This is a genomic window from Chitiniphilus purpureus, from assembly GCF_025642115.1.
Taxonomy (GTDB): domain Bacteria; phylum Pseudomonadota; class Gammaproteobacteria; order Burkholderiales; family Chitinibacteraceae; genus Chitiniphilus; species Chitiniphilus purpureus.
Map to the genome: position 1 here is coordinate 801,269 of NZ_CP106753.1, position 25,289 is coordinate 826,557.

At 67.3% G+C, this 25,289-nt stretch carries 11 protein-coding genes; 7 read left to right on the plus strand and 4 right to left on the minus strand.

The window, feature by feature from the left end:
- Positions 1–9: 9 nt before the first annotated feature.
- The 3 genes from miaB to N8I74_RS03705 all read right to left on the minus strand — a co-directional run bounded on the left by miaB (position 10) and on the right by N8I74_RS03705 (position 2,050).
- Positions 10–1,362 carry a tRNA (N6-isopentenyl adenosine(37)-C2)-methylthiotransferase MiaB gene (gene miaB / locus N8I74_RS03695; protein ID WP_263125573.1) on the minus strand — a complete coding sequence of 451 codons (1,353 nt, stop codon included), beginning with the start codon at positions 1,360–1,362 and terminating at the stop codon, positions 10–12.
- Positions 1,363–1,369: 7 nt separating this feature from the next.
- Complete coding sequence (locus N8I74_RS03700; protein ID WP_263125574.1) at positions 1,370–1,696, minus strand: hypothetical protein; 327 nt, start codon at positions 1,694–1,696, stop codon at positions 1,370–1,372.
- A gap of 87 nt (positions 1,697–1,783) precedes the next feature.
- Entirely contained in the window at positions 1,784–2,050 is a 267-nt protein-coding gene (locus N8I74_RS03705) for a hypothetical protein (RefSeq protein WP_263125575.1), read from the minus strand.
- Between the two features lie 677 nt (positions 2,051–2,727).
- On the opposite strand from N8I74_RS03705, the gene N8I74_RS03710 reads away from it, so the two are divergent.
- Positions 2,728–3,660, plus strand: coding sequence for an autoinducer binding domain-containing protein (locus N8I74_RS03710; RefSeq protein WP_263125576.1), 933 nt, complete (start codon positions 2,728–2,730; stop codon positions 3,658–3,660).
- Here N8I74_RS03710 and N8I74_RS03715 read toward each other — a convergent pair.
- Complete coding sequence (locus N8I74_RS03715; protein ID WP_263125577.1) at positions 3,621–4,271, minus strand: acyl-homoserine-lactone synthase; 651 nt, start codon at positions 4,269–4,271, stop codon at positions 3,621–3,623. The genes N8I74_RS03710 and N8I74_RS03715 overlap by 40 nt on opposite strands.
- Positions 4,272–4,777: 506 nt before the next feature.
- Between N8I74_RS03715 and N8I74_RS03720 the strand changes: the two genes are divergently transcribed.
- The 6 genes from N8I74_RS03720 to N8I74_RS03745 are packed head-to-tail and all read left to right on the plus strand — an operon-like array spanning position 4,778 to position 25,281.
- Positions 4,778–15,028, plus strand: coding sequence for an SDR family NAD(P)-dependent oxidoreductase (locus N8I74_RS03720; RefSeq protein WP_263125578.1), 10,251 nt, complete (start codon positions 4,778–4,780; stop codon positions 15,026–15,028).
- Positions 15,029–15,040: 12 nt separating this feature from the next.
- A complete protein-coding gene (locus tag N8I74_RS03725; protein ID WP_263125579.1) occupies positions 15,041–16,786 on the plus strand; it encodes an aminotransferase class III-fold pyridoxal phosphate-dependent enzyme in 1,746 nt (581 codons plus the stop codon).
- A 1-nt stretch (position 16,787) separates the two neighbouring features.
- Positions 16,788–20,372 (plus strand): beta-ketoacyl synthase N-terminal-like domain-containing protein, encoded by a 3,585-nt coding sequence (locus N8I74_RS03730; RefSeq protein ID WP_263125580.1) that lies wholly within the window; start codon positions 16,788–16,790, stop codon positions 20,370–20,372.
- A gap of 22 nt (positions 20,373–20,394) precedes the next feature.
- A complete protein-coding gene (locus N8I74_RS03735) occupies positions 20,395–22,956 on the plus strand; it encodes an efflux RND transporter permease subunit (RefSeq protein WP_263125581.1) in 2,562 nt (853 codons plus the stop codon).
- 58 nt (positions 22,957–23,014) lie between these two features.
- Positions 23,015–23,902, plus strand: coding sequence for an outer membrane lipoprotein-sorting protein (locus N8I74_RS03740; RefSeq protein ID WP_263125582.1), 888 nt, complete (start codon positions 23,015–23,017; stop codon positions 23,900–23,902).
- 8 nt (positions 23,903–23,910) lie between these two features.
- Positions 23,911–25,281, plus strand: a complete 1,371-nt coding sequence (locus N8I74_RS03745; RefSeq protein ID WP_263125583.1) for a hypothetical protein — start codon at positions 23,911–23,913, stop codon at positions 25,279–25,281.
- Positions 25,282–25,289 lie beyond the last annotated feature (8 nt).

A 25,289-nucleotide genomic window follows, 5' to 3' on the forward strand; every position in this document is an offset into this window, starting at 1 on the left:
AGGGGCGGGTCAGGCCGCCACGGTTTCGCGGGTGACGATGCGCCCGCGCAGGCTGTGCGGCAGCGCCTCGGTCACCAGTACGTCGACGAACTGGTTGATCAGGCGCGCCGGGCCTTCGAAATTGACGATACGGTTGTTGTCGGTACGGCCGGCAAGCTCGGCGGCGTTCTTGCGGGCATGGCCTTCGACCAGCACCCGCTGCACTGTGCCGACCATGGCGCGGTTGACTTCCTGCGCCAGCGCCTCGATGCGCGCCTGCAGGTGCATCAGGCGCCGGGTCTTCACCTCCTGCGGCACGTCGTCCGGCAGGTCGGCCGCCGGCGTGCCGGGCCGCATGCTGTACAGGAAGCTGAAACTCGCGTCGAAGCGCACCTCCTCGATCAGCTTCATGGTGCGCTCGAAGTCGTCCTCGGTCTCCCCCGGGAAGCCGACGATGAAGTCGGACGACAGGCAGATGTCCGGGCGCGCCTCGCGCAGTTTGCGCACCAGGCTCTTGTATTCCAGCGTGGTGTAGCCACGCTTCATCGCCACCAGCACGCGGTCGGACCCGGCCTGCACCGGCAGATGCAGGTGCGAGACCAGCTTGGGCAGCGTGCGGTAGCAGTCGATCAGCCGCTGGGTCACTTCCTTGGGATGGCTCGTGGTGTAGCGGATGCGCTCGATGCCCGGGATCTCGTGCACGTATTCGAGCAGCATCGCGAAGTCGCACACCTCGTCCGGCCCGCCGTCCAGGATCCTGCCGCGATAGGCGTTGACGTTCTGCCCCAGCAGCGTCACCTCCTTCACGCCCTGTTGCGCCAGATCCGCCACTTCGGCCAGCACGTCCTCGAACGGGCGGCTCACCTCCTGGCCACGTGTATACGGCACGATGCAGAAGCTGCAGAACTTGGAGCAGCCTTCCATGATCGAGACGAATGCGGTCGCGCCTTCGACACGTGCCGGGGGCAGGTGGTCGAATTTTTCGATCTCGGGGAACGAGATGTCCACCTGCGCCGCACCGGTCTCACGCTTCCTGGCGATCAGCTCGGGCAGCCGGTGCAGGGTCTGCGGCCCGAACACCACGTCCACATAGGGCGCGCGCTTGACGATCTCGGCACCCTCCTGGCTGGCCACGCAGCCTCCCACGCCGATCACCAGTGCCGGGTTGCGCTGCTTCAATTCGCGCACGCGGCCCAGGTCCGAGAACACCTTTTCCTGCGCCTTCTCGCGCACGGAACAGGTGTTGAACAGGATGACATCCGCCTCTTCGGGGTTGTCGGTCTTGGTCAGCCCTTCGGTGACGTGCAGCAGATCGGCCATCTTGTCCGAGTCGTACTCGTTCATCTGGCAGCCGAAGGTCTTGATGAATACTTTCTTGCTCATGCCGTTTCTATCGTGCTGGTGAGGCGGGGATGGGAGTCGGATTGGCCCTGGCCTGGGCCTTGAGCTGCCGGTATTCGGCCGCGTCCAGCAGCCACATGCGCCAGACGAAGCCGGTGCTGGGCTCAAGCTGGAACCACACATAGGCCCGCTGCGGCACCGTGCCAGGGGTCAGCAATGTGTTCTGCAGACCATGGATGCGCAGCCCCGGCGCAGTGGTGTAGACCTTGCTGTCGATCTTCACCTGCGGCGGTGCAAAACCGGCCAATTCGCCCGGCTGGCCTTGCGCCGGCAGCAGCCGCTGCGCGTGCGCCGTGGCGATGCTTGCAACAAGCATCAGCGAAAACAAGCACTTATGCATGATGTCATGCCCGAGAACCAAACGCGCAATGGTAGCAAACGCGCGTTGTGCTGTGAAAGCGCTTCAGGCGGTCATGCCCGCCCCGCAACGGCGCGGCGGGCTGGCGCAGGCTGCCAATACCGGCATCCGTTTGAAGGGCGAAGAAAAAATGAAAGCTTTGTGAGCGTTGGTCGCCCAAAAGCCGCCAACCGGCAGATTGCACATCCTGTCAAATGCAACGACAGTAATCTTGTTGGTGGCAGGGTCCCCGCTGACTTTGTCCGTCATATTCGCGACACACTGTTTCGACATGATGTCGCCTTTCGCACCGCCTACCTGCAGGCCGCCCATGCCCGACGCTCCCCTCGTTGCGCAGCTGTTCCATGGATGCACAGATGGCCGGCGTCGCCACCGGCGCATCCGGCTGGCTGAATCGCCGGCACCGCCTGCGCCGGGACGATGTACTCCGCGGAAGGGCCGTGATCCCGGTCCTTCCGCTGCCGCTATGTCCAACCCGGTGCCGTGTTCCCGGTCCGATGGCATTGCTGACGGCCCGGGCCGGGCGGGTCCGCTGCCCGATTGCAGTCTCGCCCGCGGCGCAACCGGGCCGCGCACGAGGGTGGACCCGCCAGGGATGGACCCCCTGCCGCCCCGCCTGCCGGGTGGTCCGATGCCTGCCGGTGCCAGTGCAATGCATGGCTGCGGTGCAGCGGCATCGCCCCGGGTGACCGCAGCAAGGTCCGGCCAGCGGTTGTGGCGCGATGCCACGGCGGGCTGCCCGGGCCGGCAACGGCTGGCGATATCGCAATCCGTTGCACAATTTCGTCACTGCATCTGTTTAGTCCGGTAATTGCTTTTTTTTTGCGGTACCTTGCAAAACGTAATTACACGGGTTGGCAATCGGATAAGGGTGTCATAATCGATCTGTTCTCCCGGCGGGAGAGGAACCCGCCTCGGAATTACCATTGGCTTATATAAGAATTCAATAAAAAGCGCTTGGATAATGCCCAGTGCAGGAGGGTATAAGGATGGGTTTGAATCTGGACGATGAGCTGTTTGAACGCGCCACGCTGATATGCCATCTGGATGGTGAGGCAATTGCCAAGGAAGATCCATATCGATTGCCGGAGCGGGAAGGCCACCACCGGGAATTGGAACAGGCGATCCCGAACGTGGTCCCCCCGGCAGGCTTTACGGTATTGTCCAGCAATTCAAGCCGCCGTCCTGCCCACGAAGACGGGTTTGACAGCCTGCAGCTGATCACCGAAATCCTGCGCCTGAACGATTGCAAGACCTTTGATCAGGTGAACAGTGCGCTGGTCCAACTGAGCGGCAAATTGGGATTCGATGCCTTTCTATATGGTGGGCGGTTCCATTTCGATGGCGCGCGCCATGTGCAACAGATCGAATCCAACTACGATCCGGCGTGGCGGGAGAAATACGACCAGCGATGTTATATGCAAATCGACCCCGTGGTTTGCCATTCGCTCACGTCGGTTTCACCGTTGATCTGGAATGAGGGCATGTATGTCAACGAAACGCAGCGCAACCTGCGGGAAGAGGCACGCATGCATGGGTTGTCCGAGGGCATGTCGCTGCCGGTGCACAGCCGGAACGGTGATGTGGCGCTGCTGAGCCTGGCGATCGCCCACTCGGACAACGATGCCCGGCGCCACGTGCGGGAGATGCTGATGTGCGGATCGCTGCTCGCCACGCTGACCCATGAGGCGATGCGCCGCATCATCAAGGGCCAGCACATGGCGTTGCCACCGAAGCTGACCAAGCGCGAAGCCGAGATCCTCAAATGGGTGGCCGGGGGCAAGAGCACCTGGGAAATCTCAAGGCTGGTCAGCATTTCCGAGCATGGCGTGAGCTACCACATGCGCAACATCCTGCAGAAGTTCGATGTCACCAACCGCCATCAGGCGGTGGCCAAGGCGGTGGCGTTCGGGCTGATATAGCGCGCCGTCCGGTCGGCCGCCGGTGGTGCGCAGGCGCTGATCGAGTGCGTCAGCGCGGCCAGCGTGGCCTCGCTGGTGTCGAACGACAACGCGATCGTCCGTGCGACGCCGATGCTGAGCATCGGCCCCAGCCGACGGGGTCTCAAGCCCGCGTGTCGCAGCAGCCTTTCGAGCCCGGCGGTCGTGACCGTCACCAATTGGGTGATGCCCTGCTGGCGCGCCAGCTGCACGATATATTCCATCATCTGCAATGGCAGCCTGGAAAATCCGAATGCGTCGGATTTCTGCCTGAGCACGGCAAAACGGCTTAATTCCCATATATCCTCGCCGCACGGGGCGGGCGCACCGCAAAGCAATTGCGGAAACACGTCGCGCAGCATATTGGCGCCGGTCGTCGGAAGAATCCGCCAGCAACCGCATAGAATCCGTTCGTCCCTGGCAATGACATAAGGCGGGTCCAGCCGGTCGAAATCGTCGAATTCCAGCCCATCCTGCGTATTGACATCCCATGCCAGCCGGTCATGGAACATCTGATGTCGCAGGCGATACATCTCATGCTCATCCGAGCTGGAAAAAGAATGGTTTCCCTTCCTGACCAACGAAATATCCATTTCGAGCCGCCGCCCTTAATTTGCATATCCACAGTCGCCACGAAACATATCTGAATCGGCAGTACCGGAACAACTACATGTTCGTGTAGTTCTCCCTGTGAACGGTACTCGATACATTGGCGACGCAACTCAACCGGGCATTGAGCGGCCAGGGCCGCATATCGCCTGAAGCGTTGGCCGGCTTTTCAATGCAATCGCGCATGGCATCGGCGTATGCCGATCTTTGTCAGGCGAAGGGGTGATCCCTGGCCAATTGCGCTGCCAATCGCCCGGCGGATTACGCATCGATGGTTTGAAAGGCGCATCGACGCCAATCGCCTGCCTGTGTCCGCATCAACGTCGCAAGCCGGCGGATCACCCAAGGCGCTCCACTGCGCCAGTGGCAACAGGCGATCCGCTGCCGGGTGTGTCGGCAGGCCCAGGGCGCCCACTGCCGCAGTCCATCGCGGCGATGGTGGCCGGAAACGGGTTGGCGTGCGGCCGGCTTCTGTATCGACGGGGACGACATGCTGAATCAGGAAATGCTGCAGGAGTTGACCGAGTCCTACCTCAAATCGCTGCTTGCCGACGTGTCGGCTGCGTCGAGCGCCGATTTCGACGCGTCGGCCCCGTTCGCCGAGCTGGGGATCGATTCCTTTCGCGTGCTGAAAATGATCAAGGCGCTTGAGGCCGATTTCGGCACGCTGCCCAAGACCCTGTTGTTCGAATACTTCAGCGTCGGCGCACTGGCCGGCTACTTTGTCGAGCGCCATCCGGCGGTGCTGAACGCCAGGTTCGGTCAGGCGCACCGTCGGTCGGATCAGTCGGGGCCCGTAGCGGCCGTGGCTGCGGCACCGGCGTCGCCGCCCCTTGCCACGCCGGCCCGGCCGGTGGCGGCAGCTGCCGTGCCGCTGCGCCTTCTGGAAGAGGACCTGCCGCGCTATCCGGCGTTGCAGGCGCAGGTGAACGCCCTGTTCGAGCGCCACAAGAACGAAGGCTGCGTCTCCAGGGGCACGCGCAACATTGCGCCCAACCTGTTTGTCGGCAGCACGCGCAACGGCTACTTCAACTACTGCCGCAGCAACGATCTGATCCTGGTCTACGCCTATACCGGCCCGGCGGACTACTTCGCGGAGCTGGCGGCGGAGATGCACCGCTACTGCAGCGGGCACGGCTTCCAGCTCAACCTGTTCCTGGACGAGGTGCCGGGCCTGATCGATGGCGTGCCGTTCTCCGCCACGCCGTTCGGTGCGCTGCAGCGGGTGCTGGACATCGGTGCGTTCTCGCTCGACGGCGGCCCGATGCGGCGCCTGCGTTACCAGGTGGCCAAATTCGAGAAGGCCGGCACCTGCCGCACGCAGGAATACCACTGCGGCAGCGACGCGAAGGTGGATCACGCGATTGCCGAGGTGATCGACCGCTGGTGCGCGGGCAAGACCATGGTCAACCCGCTGATCCATCTTGTCCGGCAGGAGATCCTCGCCGGCGCGCTGCATGTGCAGCACCGCATCTTCCTGACCTACCTGGACGACGTGCTGCAGAACGTCATCCTGGTCTCGCAGATGTGCGCGTCGCTCAACGGCTATCTGATGGACCTGGAGTTCTACGGCCAGGACATGCCGCTGGGCGGGCTCGAATTCGCCATCGTCAACATCATCAAGGCGCTGGCCGCCGAGGGATGCGCGATGCTCAGCCTGGGCGGCACCTATGGCTGCCGGCTGGCGTCCTCGCCGCACGCCGACCCCGGGATCGACCGGCTGCTCGATGATCTGCACCGGCAGCAGATCTTCAACGACGAAGGCAACCTGCAGTTCAAGAACAAGTTCCGCCCCGAGAACCGCATCATCTACCTGTGCCGGCCGGTGGGCAGCGGCAAGGCCGACAATGTCGTCGACATCATCATGTCGATCGCCGACCCGGCCAAGGCACAGACCCCGGACACGGCCAACCACAATGCCGCCGAGGTGCTGGGGCGGGCGGACGTGGTCGCCCCTGGTGCAGTCGCCGCTGCGGCGGCGCCCGTGGTCGGGACACCGCGCGGGCGTGCGCTGGCCAAGGTCGGTTTCGATCCCTTCGATCTGCCGGCCGGGGAGGTCGAGCACGACCTGAAGACCGATTCGTGGGCGCAGCTCGCAGCCGCGCCCTTCGTCGCCGCGCAGATGGCGCACCTGCGCACGCAGCTGCAGCAAGGCGTGGATGTCGAGCAGTGCCTCGCCGCGGTGTTCCCGTTCCGGCATTTCGTGCTCACCGATGCCGGCCGCAGCGCCGAGCAGCTGTTCTGCCAGGCCTGGCCGCGCAAAGGGGTGGTGCTGCAGAACCTGCTGTTCCCGACCGGCCTTTACCACCAGATCGACCAGGGCTACACGCCGCACGAGCTGCCGCACCCGGCGCTGTTGCGCGCCGATGCGCAGGAGCCGTGCCGCGCCGGACTGGACGAGGCGGCGCTGCGCGACTATCTCGCCGGGCACGCCGCGCAGGTCGCCTTTGTCTGTATCGAGCTGAGCGACAACGCCGCCGGCGGGCTGCCGGTTCCGGTGGCGCATCTGCAGGCGGTCAAGGCATTGCTGGCGCCGCATGGCATCGCGCTGGTGCTGGATGCGACGCGGGTGCTGGAAAACGCGCAGTACCTGGTCGAGCACGCACCGGAGTACGCCGGCCGCACGCTGTGGCAGGCCGCCACCGACCTTTTGGGCTGTGCCGATGTGGTGATCGCCAGCCTCGCCAAGGATTTCTGCATCGACAAGGGCGGGCTGATCGCCACCAACGACGAGGCGCTGCTGCGCCGGCTGCAGGCGTTGCAGCAACAGCACGGCGGCGGCCTGAACGTGATCGAGAAGAAGCTGGTCGCGCTCGCGCTGCAGCAGCGCCGGCAGATCGAGACCCGGGTGGTGCGGCGGATGCGGGCGGTCGAGTCGCTCTGGCGTGCGCTCAGCGAGGCGGGGGTGCCGGTGGTCTCGCCCGCCGGCGGGCATTGCGTGGTGATCGACGCCAAGCGCTTGCCGCCGTTCCGCGACCTCGAACAGCCGGCCGCCTCGTTCGTGGCCTGGCTGTACCTCAACACCGGCATCCGTGCCGGCCTGCACAGCGTGGGCATGCAGAAGCAATCGCCACTCGACGGACAGGTGCGGCTGGCGGTGCCGATGGGGCTCAAGGAGGATGAGATCGACGCGATCGCCCGTCGCCTTGTCGCCGCGCTGCGCATGCCGCGTGACATTCCCGAACTCAGGCTGGCCGGTGTGCCGGGCCAGACCCGCTACGCGCTGCTCCGCTACCACGCCGCGACCGCGGTGGATGCCTCAACCGCCGGCGACTGCAACGTGCCGCATGCCGCCACCGGGCAGCTCCCCGCGCCACAGCCGGCGGCCCAGCCCGTGCCGGTGACCGCGCCGGCTGGCGCGCGCGGCGATATCGCGATCGTCGGCATGGCCGGACGCTACCCCAAGGCGGCCGACATGGCCTCGTTCTGGGAAAACCTGAAGGCGGGCCGGGATTGCGTGGGCGAGCTGCCGCCGGCGCGCCTCGCGGCGCGGGTGGACACCGGTTTCAGCCGCAGCTACCGCGGCGGCTTCCTCGATGACGTGGATAGATTCGACTCGCTGTTCTTCAACATCTCGCCGCGCGAAGCCGAAGTGCTCGACCCGCAGGAAAGGCTGTTCCTCGAAGTAGCGTGGGAAGCGCTGGAGGATGCCGGCTACTACCCGGAGAGTCTGGCTGGCGAAGGCGCGCCGCGTAATGTGGGTGTGTTCGTCGGCGCGGTGTGGGCGATGTATCAGATCGCCGGGGTCGAGGCCAAGCTCACGGGCCGCGAGGCGAACCCCAATTCCTTCCTGTGGAGCATCGCCAATCGCGTCTCGTACTGGATGAACCTCACCGGGCCGAGCATGACGGTCGATACCGCCTGCTCGTCCAGCCTGACCGCGCTCTACCTTGCCTGCGAGGCCATCCACAACGGCGATGCCTGCAGCGCGCTGGTCGGCGGGGTCAACCTCGATCTGCACCAGCACAAGTTCGACATCAACCATGCGGGCGGCGCGCTCTCGGACGACGGTGTCTGCCGCAGCTTCGGCGCTGGCGCCAACGGCTATGTGGCCGGTGAGGGCGTGGGCGCGCTCTTCATCAAGCCGCTGGCGCAGGCGCTGCAGGACAAGGACCAGATCTACGGGGTGATCAAGAGCGCCGTGGTCAACCATGGCGGCCGTGCCAGCGGCTACACCGTGCCCAATCCCAAGGCGCAGGGCGAGCTGATCGCCGCTGCGCTGGCCCGCGCCGGCGTGGACGCGCGCACCATCGGCTATATCGAGGCGCACGGCACCGGCACCGAGCTGGGCGACCCGATCGAGATCGCCGGCCTGACGCAGGCATTCGAGCGCGACGCGGTGGCACCGCAATCCTGCCCGGTCGGTTCGGTCAAGACCAACATCGGCCATCTGGAGGCCGCTGCCGGCGTGGTCGGCGTGTCCAAGGTGCTGCTGCAGATGAAGCACCACACGCTGGTGCCGTCGCTGCACTCGGCGCAGCGCAACGCGCATATCGATTTCGCCGCCTCGCCGTTCCAGGTGCAGCAGCAGCTGGCGCCATGGCACGGCAAGGACATCGACGGCGTGCGCCATCCGCTGCGCGCCGGCATCAGCTCGTTCGGTGCCGGCGGCGCCAACGCCCACGTGGTGATCGAGCAGCATGCAGCCGTACCGGACCCCGCCGCGGCCGCCCTGGCGCCGGCCGGCGCGCTGGTGTTCCCGTTGTCGGCGCGCAGCGATGGGCAACTGCGCGCGATGGCCGGCCGCCTGCGTGCGCATCTGGCGGCCGATGCCGGGCAACGGCTGGTCGACGTCGCCTTCACGCTGCAGCACGGGCGCAAATCGTTCGACCATCGCCTGGCGCTGGTCTGCGCCAGTCGCGCCGCGCTGATCGCCGGGCTCGATGCCTTCCTCGCCGGGCGCGAGGAGGCCGACGTGCTGGTCGGGCACGCGAAGGAGGCCGACGGCCTCGCCCGGCTGCTCAACCGTCAGGAAAAGGCGCAATTCGTCGAACTGCTGTGCGCCAGCCGCGATCCGCACAAGCTGGCGCGGCTGTGGATAGACGGGCTTCTGCCCGATTGCAGCGGCTTTTGCGAACAGGGCCGGCGCGTCTCGCTGCCCACCTATCCGTTCGCCGACAAACGCCACTGGATCGGCGCTTCCGGCGGCGCCATCGCGCTGACGCCGGCCACGGCGCGGCTGCATCCGCTGATCGACAGCAACGAATCGACGTTCCAGCGCCAGCTGTTCCGCAAGGCGTTCTCACGCCAGGAATTCTTCCTGCGCGACCATGTGGTCTCGGGCATCCCCACGCTGCCGGGCACTGCCTATCTGGATCTGGCGCGCAAGGCCGGCGAGCTCGCCACGGGACGCACGGTGCGCACGCTGCGCAACATCACCTGGGTCAGCCCGCTTGCCGTCGCGGACGCGCCGGTCCACGTGCAGATCGAATTGACACCGCTGGCCGATGCGGTGGCCTTCGAGGTGTCCGGCGAGGAGGCCGGCGCCAGGCGGGTCTACGCCCAGGGCAAGTTGTTGTACGAGGACGGGCAGGCTGCCCCGGCCGCCCCGGAATACGTGGATCTGGCCGCCATCCGCGCCAGGGCGGCCAAAACCCTGTCCGGCAAGGACGCCTATCCGCTGTTCGAGGCGGTGGGGCTGAGCTACGGCCCGAGCTTCCAGCTGCTGCAGGAGGTCTGCACCGGCAAGGATGAAGTGCTGGGGCTGCTGCGGCTGCCCGAGTCGCGTGCCGCCGATTTCGACGAATTCGTGCTGCATCCGTGCCTGTTCGACGCCGCGATGCAGGCCGGCGTGGCCGGCCAGCTGGGCGACACCGACGGCCAGATGAAGGTGCCGTACTCGATCGGCGAAGTCGAGCTGCTGCACCCGCTGACGCGCACCTGCTACAGCTATGTGACCAAGGCGCCGGGCGGGCAGGGCGGCGTGTCGCGCGAGCAGGTGACGCTGGTCGACGAGACCGGCAAGGTGCTGGCCCGCATCCGCGACTCGGTCGGTGTACCGCTCTCGAATGTGCACGACAAGCGCCCGCCGGTCGTCCCGGCAGCGCCCGAGGACGCCTTTGCCGAGCTGTACTACGGCCACGCCTGGCATGCCTTGCCGCTGGCCGCGCAGCCCGACGAGGCGCGGCCGCTGCTGATCTTCGGCAGCGACCCGGCGCTGCAGCAGGCCTGCGCCCGTCGCGGCATCGCGTCGGTGCTGGTGTTGCCGGGCGAGGGTTTCGCGCAGCTGGATCAGGACTGCTACCGGATCGATCCGGGCCAACGGCAGGATTACGCGCTGCTGTTCGACGCGCTGGCGCAGCGCGGCTTTGCCGTCGAGCAGGTGTGCTACGGCTGGCCCGAGCCCGGCACCCCTGACGACGCGGCCACGCTGTCGCACATGCTGGAGCGTGGCGTCTACGCCTTCTTCTTCTTCTGTCAGGCGCTGATTGTGCACAAGCCGGCCGGCCGCACCCGGCTGCTGTATCTGTACCGCGCCACGCCGGAGGCACCGCAGCCGCAGCACGAAGCGATCAACGGCTTCGCCAGGAGCCTGCGGCTGGAAAACCCGCGCATCGACTGCAAGGCGCTCGCGCTGCCGCCGACGCTGGCGCCGGACGAGGCGCTGGCGCTGGCGCTGGCCGAACTGCATCCGGATGCACAGCATGAGAGCACTGTGCGCTACGACGCCGGCGTGCGTTACGTCCGGGTGCTCGAACGGCTGCCGGTCGAGGCGGCACGGCAATCGGCACGGCCGGGCGTCGCACTGCGGCAGCGTGGGGTCTACCTGATCACCGGCGGCGCCGGTGGGTTGGGGCTGATCTTCGCCGAATTCCTGGCCGGCCAATGCGACGCACGGCTGGTGCTGACCGGGCGTTCGGCCCTGTCGGCCGAACAGCAGCGCCGGCTGCAGGCGCTGGAGGCGGGCGGGGCGCAGGTGCTCTATCTGCGTGCCGACATCGCCCGCGCCGAGGACGTGCAGCGCGTGCTGGGCGAGGCGAAGGCGCGCTTCGGCCGGCTGGACGGCATCGTGCATGCCGCCGGGGTACTGCGCGACGCCTTCCTCAGGAACAAGACCCGCGAGGACATGGCCGCGGTGTTCGCGCCCAAGCTCTTCGGCGCCTTCCATCTGGACCGACAGACCCGCGCGGACGACCTGGATTTCTTTGTCACCTTCTCGTCGTTGGCGGCGATCGGCGGCAACACCGGGCAGTGCGACTACGCCTTCGCCAACCACTACCTCGATTCGTTCGCCGTGGCGCGGCAACGGCTCGTCGCCGCCGGCCGGCGCTCGGGGCACACGCTCAGCCTGAACTGGTCGCTGTGGGCCGAGGGTGGGATGCAGCTGGACGAGCAGACCGAGCTCTTCTTCAGGAACCGGCTCGGCATCCGGCCGCTGTCCACCGCGTTCGGCCTTGCGGCGTTCGCACGCTGGCTCGCTTCGCCGCTGCCGCAGGTGGCGGTGCTCGAAGGCGTACAGGCCAAGATCGAGCAGGCGTGGGGCATCGCACGCGACACCGCGCCCGTCGCATCGCCATCACCGGCGCCGGCGGCGGGCGACGGCGATCTCAGCGCCGCGGTGACCGCAGCGCTGTCGCAGATCGTGATGACGCTGCTCAAGCTGGATGCGGCCGATCTGGCGCTGGACAGCATCCTGCTCGACCTGGGTTTCGATTCGATCGGCCTGACCACCTTCGCCAATGCGATCAATGACCGCTACCAGCTGGAGGTCAACCCCATCCTGTTCTTCGAGTACCCGTCGATCCGCGCGGTCGCCGGCGTGCTCGCCACCCAGCATGCCGATGCCGTGCGCCGGGTGCACGAGGTGGCTGCCGCGGCACCGGCCATCGCGCCCGTGCCGGTTGCGGCGCCCGGCGCCATGCCCGGCGCCATCGACAAGCGCCGGGCCGTCGTGGCACCGCAGCCGGCGCCGGGAGGCGACTTCTCGCGCGAGCGCCGCTTTGCCGACATGCCGATCGCCATCGTCGGCATCGCCGGGCGCATGCCCCAGTCGGACGACCTGGAGACGTTCTGGGATCACCTCAGCCACGCGCGCAACCTCGTCACCGAGATCCCGCGTGACCGCTGGCGCTGGGAGGACTACGACGGCAACCCGATCAAGGAAGTGAACAAGTCCAACTCGCGCTGGGGCGGGTTCATGACCGGGATTGACCGCTTCGACCCGCTGTTCTTCGGCATCACCCCGCGCGAGGCGGAGATGATGGACCCGCAGCAGCGCCTCTTCATCGAGACGGTGTGGCACGCGATCGAGGACGCCGGGCACCGCGTGTCCGACCTGTCCGGCACCCGCACCGGCGTGTTCGTCGGCGTCTCGGCCAAGGACTATGTGGACGTGCTCGCCGAGAACGAATCGACGCTGGACGGCTTCTCGGCCTCGGGCAACTCGCACTCCATCCTGGCCAACCGCATCTCGTTCCTGCTCAACCTGCGCGGGCCGAGCGCGCCGCTCGATACCGCGTGCTCCAGCTCGCTGATCGCGCTGCACCGGGCGATCGAATCCATCCACACCGGCAGCTGCGACATGGCCATCGTCGGCGGTGTGCAGGTGATGCTGACGCCGGTCGGCCATATCTCGCTCAGTTCGGCCGGCATGCTCAGCACCGACGGCCGCTGCAAGACCTTCGACAAGGACGCGAACGGCTATGTGCGCGGCGAGGGCTCGGGGGCGATCCTGATCAAGCCGCTCGATCGGGCGCAGCAGGACGGCAACCCCATCTATGCCGTGGTCAGGGCCACCGCCGAGAACCACGGCGGCCGCGTCACCATGCTGACCGCGCCCAATCCCAAGGCACAGGCCGAGCTGCTGCTCGAAGCCTACGACAAGGCGCAGATCGATCCGGCCACGGTCGGCTACATCGAATGCCACGGCACCGGCACGAGCCTGGGCGATCCGATCGAGATCCAGGCGCTGAAGAAGTCATTCTCCGACCTGTACCGCAAGCACGGCAGGGCAGCGCCCACCGTGCCGCACTGCGGTCTGAGCTCGGTCAAGACCAACATCGGCCATCTGGAGCCGGCCGCCGGCATCGCCAGCCTGCTCAAGGTGCTGCTGGCGATCAAGCACCGCCAGATCCCGGCGCTGCTGCATTTCGAGACGCTCAACCCCTACATCGACCTTGAAGGCAGCCCGTTCTACATCGCCGCCAGGACCACCGCCTGGGCGGCCCCGGTCGGCGCGGACGGCGCACCGCTGCCCAGAAGGGCCGGTGTCAGCTCGTTCGGCTGGGGCGGCGCCAATGCGCACGTGGTGCTGGAGGAATACCTGGCGCCCGCGACCGCGGCATCGCCGGCCGGTCCGCAACTGGTGCTGCTGTCGGCCCGCAGCGGCGAGCGACTCAAGGACTACGCGGCGGCGCTGCTGGCCCATCTGGACACGCACGATGCGCCGTTGGCCGACCTTGCGTACACGCTGCAGGTGGGGCGCGATCCGATGGAGGAGCGGCTGGCACTGGTGGCCGGGTCGCGCGACCAGCTGGGTGACCAGTTGCGCGCCTTCGTCGACGGCGCGGCCCTGGCGCCGGGCGTCCACCGTGGCCGCGTCGCCCGCTATCGCAGGAACGAACAGGGCCTGAGCACGCTGGCCGCCGGCGAGGCGGCCGGCGCGGCACAGCTCGAAGGCTGGCTGGCCACCGGCGACCTGGTCGCGTTGGCGCAGGCCTGGGTCGACGGGGTCGATCCGGACTGGCAGCGGCTGCAGCGCACGGCGGCAAGCCCGCGCCGGCTGAGCCTGCCGGGCTACCCGTTCGCCCGCGACCGGCACTGGATCGCCACCCGCGCCAAAGCCGCCCGGCCGGGCACGGCGGCGGCGCTGCATCCGCTGGTGCATGCCAATGTCTCGACGCTGGGGCAGCAGCGCTACGCCAGCGTCTTCAGCGGCCGCGAATGGTTCCTCACCGACCACCACGGCACGCTGCCGGCGATGGCCTGCGTGGAAATGGCGCGCGCCGCGACGGCGCTGGCGCAGCCGGCGGCCGAGGGCATGGTGCCCGAACTGCGGCAGTTGGTCTGGTCGGCGCCGCCTGCGCCGGTGCCGGGCATCCCGTTCGGCATCGACCTGCGTGCCGGGCGCGACGGCGCCGTGCTGTTCGAGATCCAGGGCGGCACCACTCCGTACTGCGCCGGCAGCGTGCATTGGCTGCCCAGCCCGGCGCCGCGCCGGCTCGATGTGGCCCAGCTTAAGGCGCTGATGGCGTACGGGGCGCTCGATGCGGCCCAGAGCGCGGCCTTGCTCGCCAAAGCCGCGCCGCGCGGCCCGCTGCTGCACACGGTCATCGCGCTGTATCGCGGTTACCGGCAGTCGCTGGCGCAGCTGGCACTGCCGGCCGGCCATGCCGGGGACGACGGCCACGTGCTGCATCCGGCGCTGCTCGACGGTGCGCTGCAAAGCGCCGCGGCACTGGCGGCCTCGCTGCAGCCGCACGGCGGCACCCCGGAGCCGGCCACGCTGGGGGCGGCGCGGGTACTGGCACCGTGCAATGGCCCGATGTACGCGTGGGTGCGGCCGGCGTACGAGGCCGCCTCGGACGCGCTGACGCTGGATGTGGACCTGATGGATGCGCAAGGCGCGGTCTGCGTGCAGCTGAAGGCGCTCGGCTTTGCCGGCAGCAGCGCGCCCGCCGCGGCGTCCGGCGATGAATTCACGGCGCTGCTCGATGCGGCGTACCAGGGGCAGGTGGCGGGGGCGGCGCCCGGCAGCGACGAGTTCGCCCGCATCCTGGAAGACCTGGAAGCAACCCTTTAGAGGAAACCGGCAATGGCAACTTCAGTGGACGACGTGCTCGACAACATCCTGGCCAGGCGGATCGCCAAGGAGGATGCGCTGCGCAGCTTCAACGCGCTGTCGCAGGAGGAGCGGGACCGGGTGATGACCGGCCTGCGCGCACGGCTGCAGCCGCAGCCGGCGCTGGCCGAGCCTGCGCCCGCCGTCGAGGCGGCGCCCCGGCTGCGATCGGTGCACGAGTCGGACCTGAGCGAGCAGCAGAAGGCATTCCTGGCCGAGCTGTCGCAGCGTTTCGCCACCCGGATGGCCAAGTCCAAGCACAACGCGCTGGTGCACCAGACCCACTTTGTCGACCAGCGCAAGGTGGCAGGGCTGAAGCGCCCGCTCAAGCCCATGCAGTTCCAGCTCACCTACGCCCGTGCCGAGGGGGCCTACCTCTACGACGTGGACGGCAACCGCTACGTCGACATCACCGGCGACAACGGGGTCAACTTCTTCGGGCACCAGCCCGGATTCATGAAGCGCGCGCTGATCGAGCGGCTGGAGCAGGGCTATCCGCTGGTGGCGTACAGCGAGGACCTGTTCGAGGCGGCGCGGCTGTTCTGCGAGCTGACCGGGCACGAGCGCATGGTGTTCGCGCAGACCGGCACCGAGGCGGTGATGTGGGCGATCCGCATCGCGCGCGCCGCCACCGGTCGCAAGAAGGTGGTGATCTTCGACGGCTCGTACCATGGCCTGTCGGACACCGTGCTGGCGCTCAAGGGCCGCAACGGCGTCAGCATGTCGGCCGGGCTCGGGCTGCTGCAGGAGTTCGCCGATCAGCTCATCATCCTTGACTACGGCAGCATGGACCCGCTCGAAACCATCGCCGCACGCGCCGACGAGATCGCCTGCGTGCTGACCGAGCCGATCCAGTCCCGCTTCCCGTCGCGCCAGCCGGTCGAGTTCATCCAGGCGCTGCGCCGGTTGACGCTGGAAAAGGACATCGTGCTGATCTTCGACGAGATGGTCACCGGCTTTCGCGCCGGTCGCAAAGGCGCCGAGAGCTTCTTCAAGGTCAAGCCGGATCTGGCGACCTACGGCAAGGTGCCCGGCGGCGGCATGCCCACCGGCATCATCGCTGGCCTGGCCAAGTACCTGGACTATGTCGACGGCGGGGTGTGGGGGTTCGACGACGCCTCGATGCCCAGCATCAAGCGCGCGGTGATGGCCGGCACGCACACGCAGAATTCGCTCAAGGTCTCGGCCACGCGCGCGGTCTGCCTGGAGATGAAGCGCCTGTGCAGCGCTGGCGAATGCGAGTACGGCAGCTGCGACTGCGCCATCGGCCAGCTCAACCGCCGCACCCAGGCGATGTGCGACATGATCAACGCCTACTTCGCCGAGCGGCGGGCACCGATCGTCATCGACTATTTCAGCTCGCTGTTCCGCTTCCAGATCACCGACGACCCCTACGGCCTCGTGCGCGAGCTGCTGATCCTCCTGCTCAAGCTTGAGGGCGTGGAGACGTCCACCTCCGGCAACTGCTTCCTCAACCTCGCCCACAGCGAGGATGACCTGCTGGCGGTGATCGAGGGTTTCAAGCGCAGTGTCGACACCCTGATCGAGCACGGCTTCTTCCACGAAAGCGCACCCGAGCCCGCGGCATCCGCGCCACCCGGGCCGGCCACGCCGCCCACCGCCGTGCGGGCGCCTGAGGACCAGGCGCGGCCGGACCTTGCTCAGCTGCGGGCGCGGGTGCTGGCCGATCTGCGTCAGGCCGAACGGGGAGGGCGCTGAGATGGCGAACGTGGCAGTCAATGACGTGCTGGGCGAAGTGCTGCGGCTGATCGAATCGACACTGAAGGTGCCGGCGGCCGAAGTGGACATCGACGCCAACCTGGAGAGCTTCGGCGTCAACTCGCTGATCGTGATGGAGCTGATGGAGAACATCGAGCGCGAGCTCGACCTCACGCTCACCCCGGCGCAGTTCGCCAACATCGACACGGTGCGCGGTCTGGCCGGCCTGCTGGAAGCGCTGCTGGCGCAGCAGACCCCCGCACCCGCCGCGGCGCCCATCGCAGCGCAGCCTGTTGCGGGCATGGCGCCGGTACGTGCGGATGGTCCGCCGCTGCTGGACTTCGTCAACCGCACCTTCGCGGTCGATCTGTCGTACGGCCGCTTTGCCTCGGCCGAGGACATCGCCGATGCGCTGGTGGCCAACCATGCCGCCGAGCTGCTGCGACACTATGGCCTCAATGACGCCGCCGACGCCGCCGTCGGCGCACGTGCCACGCTGGTGGCCATCGTCGGCATCGCCTGCCGGCTGCCCGACGCGCCCGATCCGCAGGCGTTCTGGGACAACCTAATGGCCGGCCGCAACAGCATGCGCGAGATCCCCGCCACGCGCTGGCGCTGGCAGGACCACTACGCCGAGAAGGCGGCGCCCGGCAAGACCGTGTCCAAATGGGGCGCGCTGATCGACGGGGTCGATTGCTTCGACGCCGGCTTCTTCAACATCCCCGATGCCGAAGCGGCGACCATCGATCCGCAGCTGCGGCTCATGATGCAGGAGGCCTACCACGCCATCGAGGACGCCGGCATCGACATGAAGAAGCTGGCCGGCTCGCGCACCGGCGTATTCATCGGCTACGAGTATTCGGAATACGAACAGCGGCTGCGGCGGCTGAACAACCAGGATTTCACCCAGGGCCCGCTGTTCAGCTCGTCGAGCCCGTCGTACTACCTGTCCAACCGCATCTCGCACACCTTCGGCCTGTGCGGGCCGAGCGAGTCGTTCAACATCAACTGCGCCTCGTCGGCGGTGGCGATCAACCGCGCCTACTACTCGCTGCTCAACGGCGAGAGCAACCTGGCGATCGCCGGCGCCGCCTCGCTCAACCTGTTCGCCGACGACTACGTCGCCGCCTCGCAATACGGTGTGCTCTCGCCCACCGGCACCTGCGGCGTGTTCGACGATGCCGCAGACGGCTTCACCCGCGGCGAGGGCGTGGCGGCCGTGGTGCTCAAGCGCCTGGCGGATGCCGAGCGCGACAACGACCGCATCTACGGCCTGATCCGCGCCTCGCACGAAAACTTCCGCGGCGCGGCGCGCAACATCTCCGAGGTCAAGCACGAGGCGATCACCGACGTGCTGGCCGGCTGCTACGACAAGGCCGGGGTGGCGCTCGAATCGATCGACTACGTCGAAGTGGATGGCTATGCCAGCAAATGGGCCGATTCGTTCGAATACGAAGGGATCAAAAACGCCTTTGCCGGCAGCGCCGCCGGCCGCAAGCACGTGGCGCTCGGCAGCGTGAAGGGCAATATCGGCAACGTGGAATCGGTCAGCGGCGTCGCCAACGTCATCAAGCTTGCGCTGTCGCTGCATCACCGCACCTTCCCGGCGACCATCTCGGTGGGCAAGGTCAACTCGTTCATCGACATCGGCTCGCCGGCGCATCCGCTCTATATCGCCGACCGGCAGATCGGGTTCGACAGCATCCGGCCCGAGGACGATGCGCCGATCCGCGCGGCGGTCAACTCGTTCGCCGACAGCGGCACCAATGTGCACATCCTGCTGGAGGAATACCGTGCCGCCGGTCCCGCCGTTGCGGCGGCGGCACCGGCGCGGCAGCTCTTCGTGCTGTCGGCGCGCGACGGCCAGGCGTTGGCGCGCTATGTGGCGCGCTATATCGAGTTCCTCGGCGCGCCCGATGCCGACGGGCCGCTTGCCGACCTGGTCTACACCGCGCAGGTGGGCCGCGAGGCGCTGCCCGAGCGGCTGGCCATCGTCGCCGCCACCCGCAAGGAGCTGCTCGACAAGCTCGCGCTGGTGCACAAGGCCGGCATCAAGGAAAAGCTGGGGCTCGAATCGCGCGAGATCTTCCATGGCCGGAGCAACCCGGCCGACAAGGGCGCGCTCGCCAGCCTCGTCACCGCCGACATGGCGCAGATGCAGCTCGCACAAAGCCTGCAGAGCGGGCAGTGGAAACAGGTGGCGCTGCTGTGGGTGAACGGCGTGGCGATCGGCTGGGACGCGATCTGGCACGGGCAGCCGGTGCGGCGCGTCACGCTGCCGACCTATCCGTTCGAGCCGCGCCGGCATTGGCTGCAGATCGAGCCGCAGGAGGCACCGCACTACGCGGTGACGGCCGCGCAGCCGCCGGCCACCCCCGCGGCGCCGGCCGTGGCCGAGGCCGCTGTACCGCGCTGGTATTTCTACGTGCCCGCTGCCGAAACGGCGGCACCCGCGGATGCGGCGGCGCTATCGCCGGCCGAGAAGATCGAGCGCTTCCTGCAGCAGGAGATCGCCGCGCAGCTGGGCGGCGACAGTGACGGCATCGCGCTCGACCGCGACCTGATCGACCTGGGCATGAATTCGTTCGGCATCGCCGAACTCATCATCAAGACCGAGCAGCTGCTCGGCGCCACGCTCTCGCCCAGCGTGCTGTTCAAGCATCCCGAGGTGGGCACGCTCGCGCAGTACCTGGCGCAGGCCTGCGCCGAGACGGCGGCGGCGCTGGTGGTCTCGCCCACGCCGCCGGCGCCCGGTGCGGCCCGTGCGGCCGATGCGGTGGCGCCGCGCCACGCGCAGCAGCCGGCCGACTGCGTGATCCCGCTGCAGACCGCGGGCAACAGGCCGCCGATCTTCGCCGTGCCGGGGGCCGGCGGCAGCGCGCTGTCGCTGCAGCAGCTCAGCCATGCGTTGGGCGACAAGCAGCCGTTCTACTGCCTGGAGCCGGCGGGGCCCGACGGCAGCGTCGAGGACACTGCCCGCTTCCTGATCGAGGCGCTGCGCTCGGTGGCGCCACAGGGGCCGTACCGGCTGCTCGGGTACTCCAACGGCGGCATCCTGGCCTTCGAGATGGCCCGGCAGCTGTGCGCGCAAGGCATCGGGATCGGCTGGCTGGCGCTGCTCGATACGCTGACGCCGGCGCTGCTGGGTCGCGATCCGGTCGAGCGCATGACCGCGGCGGTGTTCAACCGCTTCGTCGAATCGCTTGGTGGCAGCGGCCGTCTGGATGAGGCACAGCTGGCGCAGGTGCCCGAGGCGGACCGCTGCGAGTACCTGTACGCGCAGCTGGCGTCGCTGGGGCTGGAGCTGCCCAAGCCGCAGTTCGTCGCCACCTTCGAGGCGGCCACCGCCAGCGAGCGCCACTGCCGCGCCTACCGGCCCGTCAGGCCCGAGCAGCCGCTGGACCTGGTGCTGCTGCGCGCCAGCGACGGCTTTGCCGACATGCCCGAGGACTACGGTTGGGGTGAGTTCGTGTCCGGCACGCTGCGCCGCCACGACATCGCCGCCGACCATTTCTCGATCCTGGAGCAGGCGCCGGTGAAGGACGTGGCCAGGAAGATCGCCGCCCTGGCGCGCGCGCGCCGCTGATGCCGGCATGGATCTGGAGAGGATGATGAGACAGTTGATGAATGCGCTGATGGGCTATTTCGAGCGGGTACCCGACGCGCTGCGCGCGCGGCGGCTGCTGGTATGGTCCAGCTTTGTCGCGCTCACGGTGTTCCTGGCGCTGGGCGTGGGCCGGGCGCGTTTCGATATGTCGATCGAAGGCTGGTTCGACAGGGACGACCCCACCATCGTCGCCTTCGACTGGTTCCATCACGACTTCGGCAGCGACGATCACCTGTACGTGGTCTACAAGCCGCGCGACGGCGACGTCTTCTCCGAGCAGTCGCTCAAGCTCCTGCAACGGCTGCAGGGCGAGCTGCAGGGGCGCATCGACCGGCTGCGCGAAGGGGACACGTCCGCGCTCAGGCACGTGGTCAAGATCACCTCGCTGATCAATGCGCCGGTGTTGCAGGCGCGCGATGGCGCCCTGGTCTCGAAGAAGCTGGTCGGCGCCGCGGTGCCGGACTCGGAGCCGGCGCTGGCACGCATCCGCCGCACCGCCGAGGCGCAGCCGCAGTTTCCGCTGCTGTATTTCTCCAAGGACCACCGCTACGGCGGCATCCTGATCGAAACCGACTTCGGCGCCATCCCGCTCGACGCCGCGCCTGCCGCGACAGCGCAGCCGGCCGCGATGGCACTCGACATCAACGCCATGACCGCGGCGAGCGGCCCGGCGGTGCGCCCGCGCTTCAAGCCGACCGACCTTGCCGACTATGTCGCGCTGATGGACGAGGTCGACGCGGTGCTGCAGCAACCCGAGTACCGCGCGCACTTCACGTACTACCCGGTGGGCAGCACCGCCGCGGCCGAATACAACATGGCCACGGTCAATGAGATGGGCATGCTCAACCTGGCCGCGCTCGTCATCATCATGCTGCTGCTGGCGCTGATGTTCCGCTCGCTGAGCGCCGTGGTGTGGCCGGTGGTCATCGTGGTGCTCAGCAGCGTGTGGGCGATCGGCATCACCGGCTGGCTCGGCCTGCCGATCACCGCCTTCGTCATGGTCGCCATCATGCTGACGCTGGCCTGCGGCGTGGCCGACACCGTGCACGTGATGTCGGCCTACCTGTCGGCGCGCGGCGAGGGGCGCGAGCACCGCGCCGCACTGCGGCACGGCCTGCGCCATGTGGCCGTGGCCTGCCTGCTGACCACGGTGACCAACATCGTCGCGGTGATGGCGCTCAGCATCACGCCCATCGTGCCGATCCAGGTGTTCGCATTCATGTGCGCGCTGGGGGTCGGGCTGCCGTTCGTGTTCTCGGTCTACCTGCTGCCGTTGATGCTCGACCTGTGGGCACCCGCTCCGGTGGCGCAGAAGCAGCGCCTCCTGGCCCGGCTCCCTGACAGCGCCGCAATGCTGGGCCGGCTGCTGGCACGGGTGCTGCCGCTGGTCGAGAAAGGCCCGGTCGCCATCATCGCCCTGTTCCTCGCGTTGTTCCTCACCTGCCTGTACGGCGCCACCCGCACCCAGGTGGATACCGACCCGGTCGGCTCGTTTCCCGAAGAGTGGGGCATCCGGCAGAGCGTGCGGGTGGTGGACCGGCACATGATGGGCGCGCAGAGCATGGAGATCTATCTGGACCTGGGCCGGGAGAACGCCTTCCACGATCCGTTCGTGCTGCACACGGTCGAGGGGCTGCAGCGGCTGATCGAGCGCAAGCATCCCGGGCTGGTGGTGCGCACCACCTCGCTGGTCGACACGGTCAAGGATTCGTACCGCACCCTCAACGACGGGCGCAATGCGATGTATGTGATCCCGCCCACCCAGAGCGCGGTGTCGCAGACGCTGTTCCTGTTCAACCAGTCCAACCCGGACGATAGGCGCAAGCTCGTGTCGGACAACTACGACCGCTCGCATGTCAGCGTGCGGCTCTACAACCGCGGCTCCTACGAATACGCCCGCGCCTGGGAATCGATGCGCACCGACATCGACAAGGCGGTGGCCAAGCTCAGGCACCGGTACCCCGAGGCCAAGGTCGCCATCACCGGCATGCTGCCGTTGATGATGCAGGGCGCCGATGCGCTCAGCACCAGCGAACTGCAGAGCTTCGGCCTGGCGCTGGTGCTGATCAGCACCCTGCTGCTGGTGCTGTTCGGCTCGGTCAAGGCCGGGGTGATCGCGCTGCTGCCCAACCTGATCCCGGCCATCCTCGCCTACGGCGCGCTGGGCCTGCTCGACCGGCCGCTCGACATCACCACCATGATGATCGCGCCCATCATCATCGGCATCGCGGTCGACGACACGGTGCATTTCATTACCCGCTACCGCAACGAGGTGGTGCTGGACGGCGACATCCGGCGTGCACTGGCGGCCACCCTCGCCGAGGCCGGGCAGTCGGTGGTGTTCACCACCGCCATCCTAGGGCTGGGCTTTGGCGTGATGGCGTTTGCCTCCGACAGCGGCGCGGCCAACCTCGGGATCTTCGGCTCGCTCGCCATCCTGGTCGGGCTGCTGAACGACCTCTTCCTGCTGCCTGCGCTAATCCTGGTCTTCAAGCTCAGATTCACCACCCGGCCCGCGGATGAACCCGCGCTGCCGTCACTGGAACCGTCGCGCCCGGGGTGAAGCGGGGCGATACCCCGTGGACCGGACCGTCTTTCAACGCCCGACCGATGAGAAACACATGAAACCCATCCGTACCGTGCTCACGCTCCTGACGCTGGCCCTGGCACCACAGCTGCACGCCGCGGCCACACCGGCCGCCGACGACATCATGGCCAAGGTCGATCGCGTGATGCGCAAGTCCTACCGGACGCAATTGGCGAACGTGAAGATCACCACCTGCAAATACGCGCAGACCGCCTCGGGCGTGCGCTGCACCGAAAAGCCCCGGGTGGTGCTGGCCGAGAACGCCAAGCGTGTCGCGGAACAGGGCGGCCTCTACAGCGAGAAGTCGCTGCTGATCGTGCGTGAACCGGCCAGCGACCGGGGCACCAGCCTCCTGGTGTACGAATATGCCGAGCGCGGCAAGGACAACGACAACTGGCTGTACCTGCCGGCGCTGGGCAAGGTCAACCGCGTGATCGCCAGCGACGACGAGGGCGGCAGCGTGTTCGGCTCGGAATTCTCGGTGGAAACCACCGAAAACCCCGAGGCGCGCAAGATCTACGAATACACCTACCGCATCGTCGAGGAGACCGCGTTGCAGGGGCGGCCGGTGTGGCTGGTGGAAATGCTGCCGACCGCCGAGAAGGCCAGGCGCACCCGCTACGGCAAGGTGCTCGCCTGGGTCGACCAGGAAACCTACATCCCGCTCAAGGAAGAGCTGTACCGCAACGGCAAGCTGCACAAGCAGCGCATCCAGTCCGACATCAAGCCGGTCGACGGCGTGCTGATGGCGGCCAAGGTGGTGGTCAACAATCTCACCACCTCGCGGCTGAGCCAGATGGACCGGATCGCGATGCGGCACAACACCGAAGTGCCGGACGAGTTCCTGGGCCAGCGCGCACTGACCGATTTCTCGTTCAGGGAGCGCAATCTGGCCCGGTTCCGCGCGGACCTCAAGCAATAGGCCCGGGCATGCAGACGCGCCATGCCATGATCCACTGCTGTCGCTGGCTGCTGCTGGCCCTGGTGTGCTGGGCCCAGCAGGCCGCTGCGGCCGACGAACCGCAACACCCGAGCACAACGGTGGCGGCCGATCCGGCAGCGGGGGCGGCGGAGCTGGCCGCGCCCGGCCAGATCGACTGGTCGGTGGATGCGGCATCGGCCGGCGAGTCGCAGCCGATGCGCATCACGCTGGCGCATGAGGACGCGCTGCGGCTGGACGATGCGGACCTGGTCAACCACCGCAGCTGGTTCCGGCTGGAATACGCCCGCCATTTCCTGGACAGCTTCTTCGCCCAGCTCGATACCAAGCTCAATGCCTTCTGGGGCAACGACCACCGCGCGCGCGCCGAGGACCGGCATTTGCTGCTGGAGAGCCACACCCAGGAGGCGTTTTTGCAATACAGCCCGGTGGGCAGCGACACCAGCGTGCGCGCCGGGGTGCAGCGCCTGATCTGGGGCGAATCCGAGGGCGGCGCGATCACCGACGAAGTCAGCCCGCGCAATCTGTCCGAGCTGTTCTTCATTCCGCTTGAGGAATCGCGGATCGGCCAGTTCATGTTCAACCTCGATCATTTCTCCGACAGCGGCGACTGGAGCCTGTTCTTCGTGCCGCGGCCCAAATTCAACAAATATCCGAGGCCGGGCACCGCCTACCATGTCGAAGCCTTCGAGCGCGCCGTCATCCGCGATGAAACGGGCGATTCGGAATACGAATACGGCATGCGCTGGAAAAAGACCTTCGGCAAGAGCGATATCGCGCTGATGGCGGCAAGCCTGATCGACAACGATTACGTGTTCCGGATGGATGGCGCGACCGGATCGGGCGATCCGGTGTTCTCGCGTCTGGCGCAGCGTTTCACCCTGGCTGGTGTCGCCTTCAATTACGTCAACGGCAAATTCCTGTTCAAGGGCGAAATGGCGATCAAGTCGTCCAAGGCATTCAACGACAGTGAATCCCGGCTCGTCGAAAAGGATGTGGTCGATGGCGCCTTTGGCATCACCTATGCGCTGGGGCAGTCGGACACGATCGGCATCGAATTCGTTAACAGCCATGTCCGCGGCTGGGATGGCCAACTTGCCGGCGTACGGCGCAACAGCGGCTCGTGGATATTGAATGCCAATTTCTTCTTTCTCAACGACACGCTCACCGTCAATTGGCTGACCATTTATGGCCGGCCATTCGAAAGCCATCAGTCGTCGCTGAGAACGTCATACAAGTGGAGCGACAATACGACCCTCCATGTCGATGCGCATCTGATCGACGTGCCGGACGCCAACAGTCCGCTATGGCCGTATCGCAAACAGGATCAGGTCTTTTTCCGGATCCAATACCAATTCTAGCCAGAGCG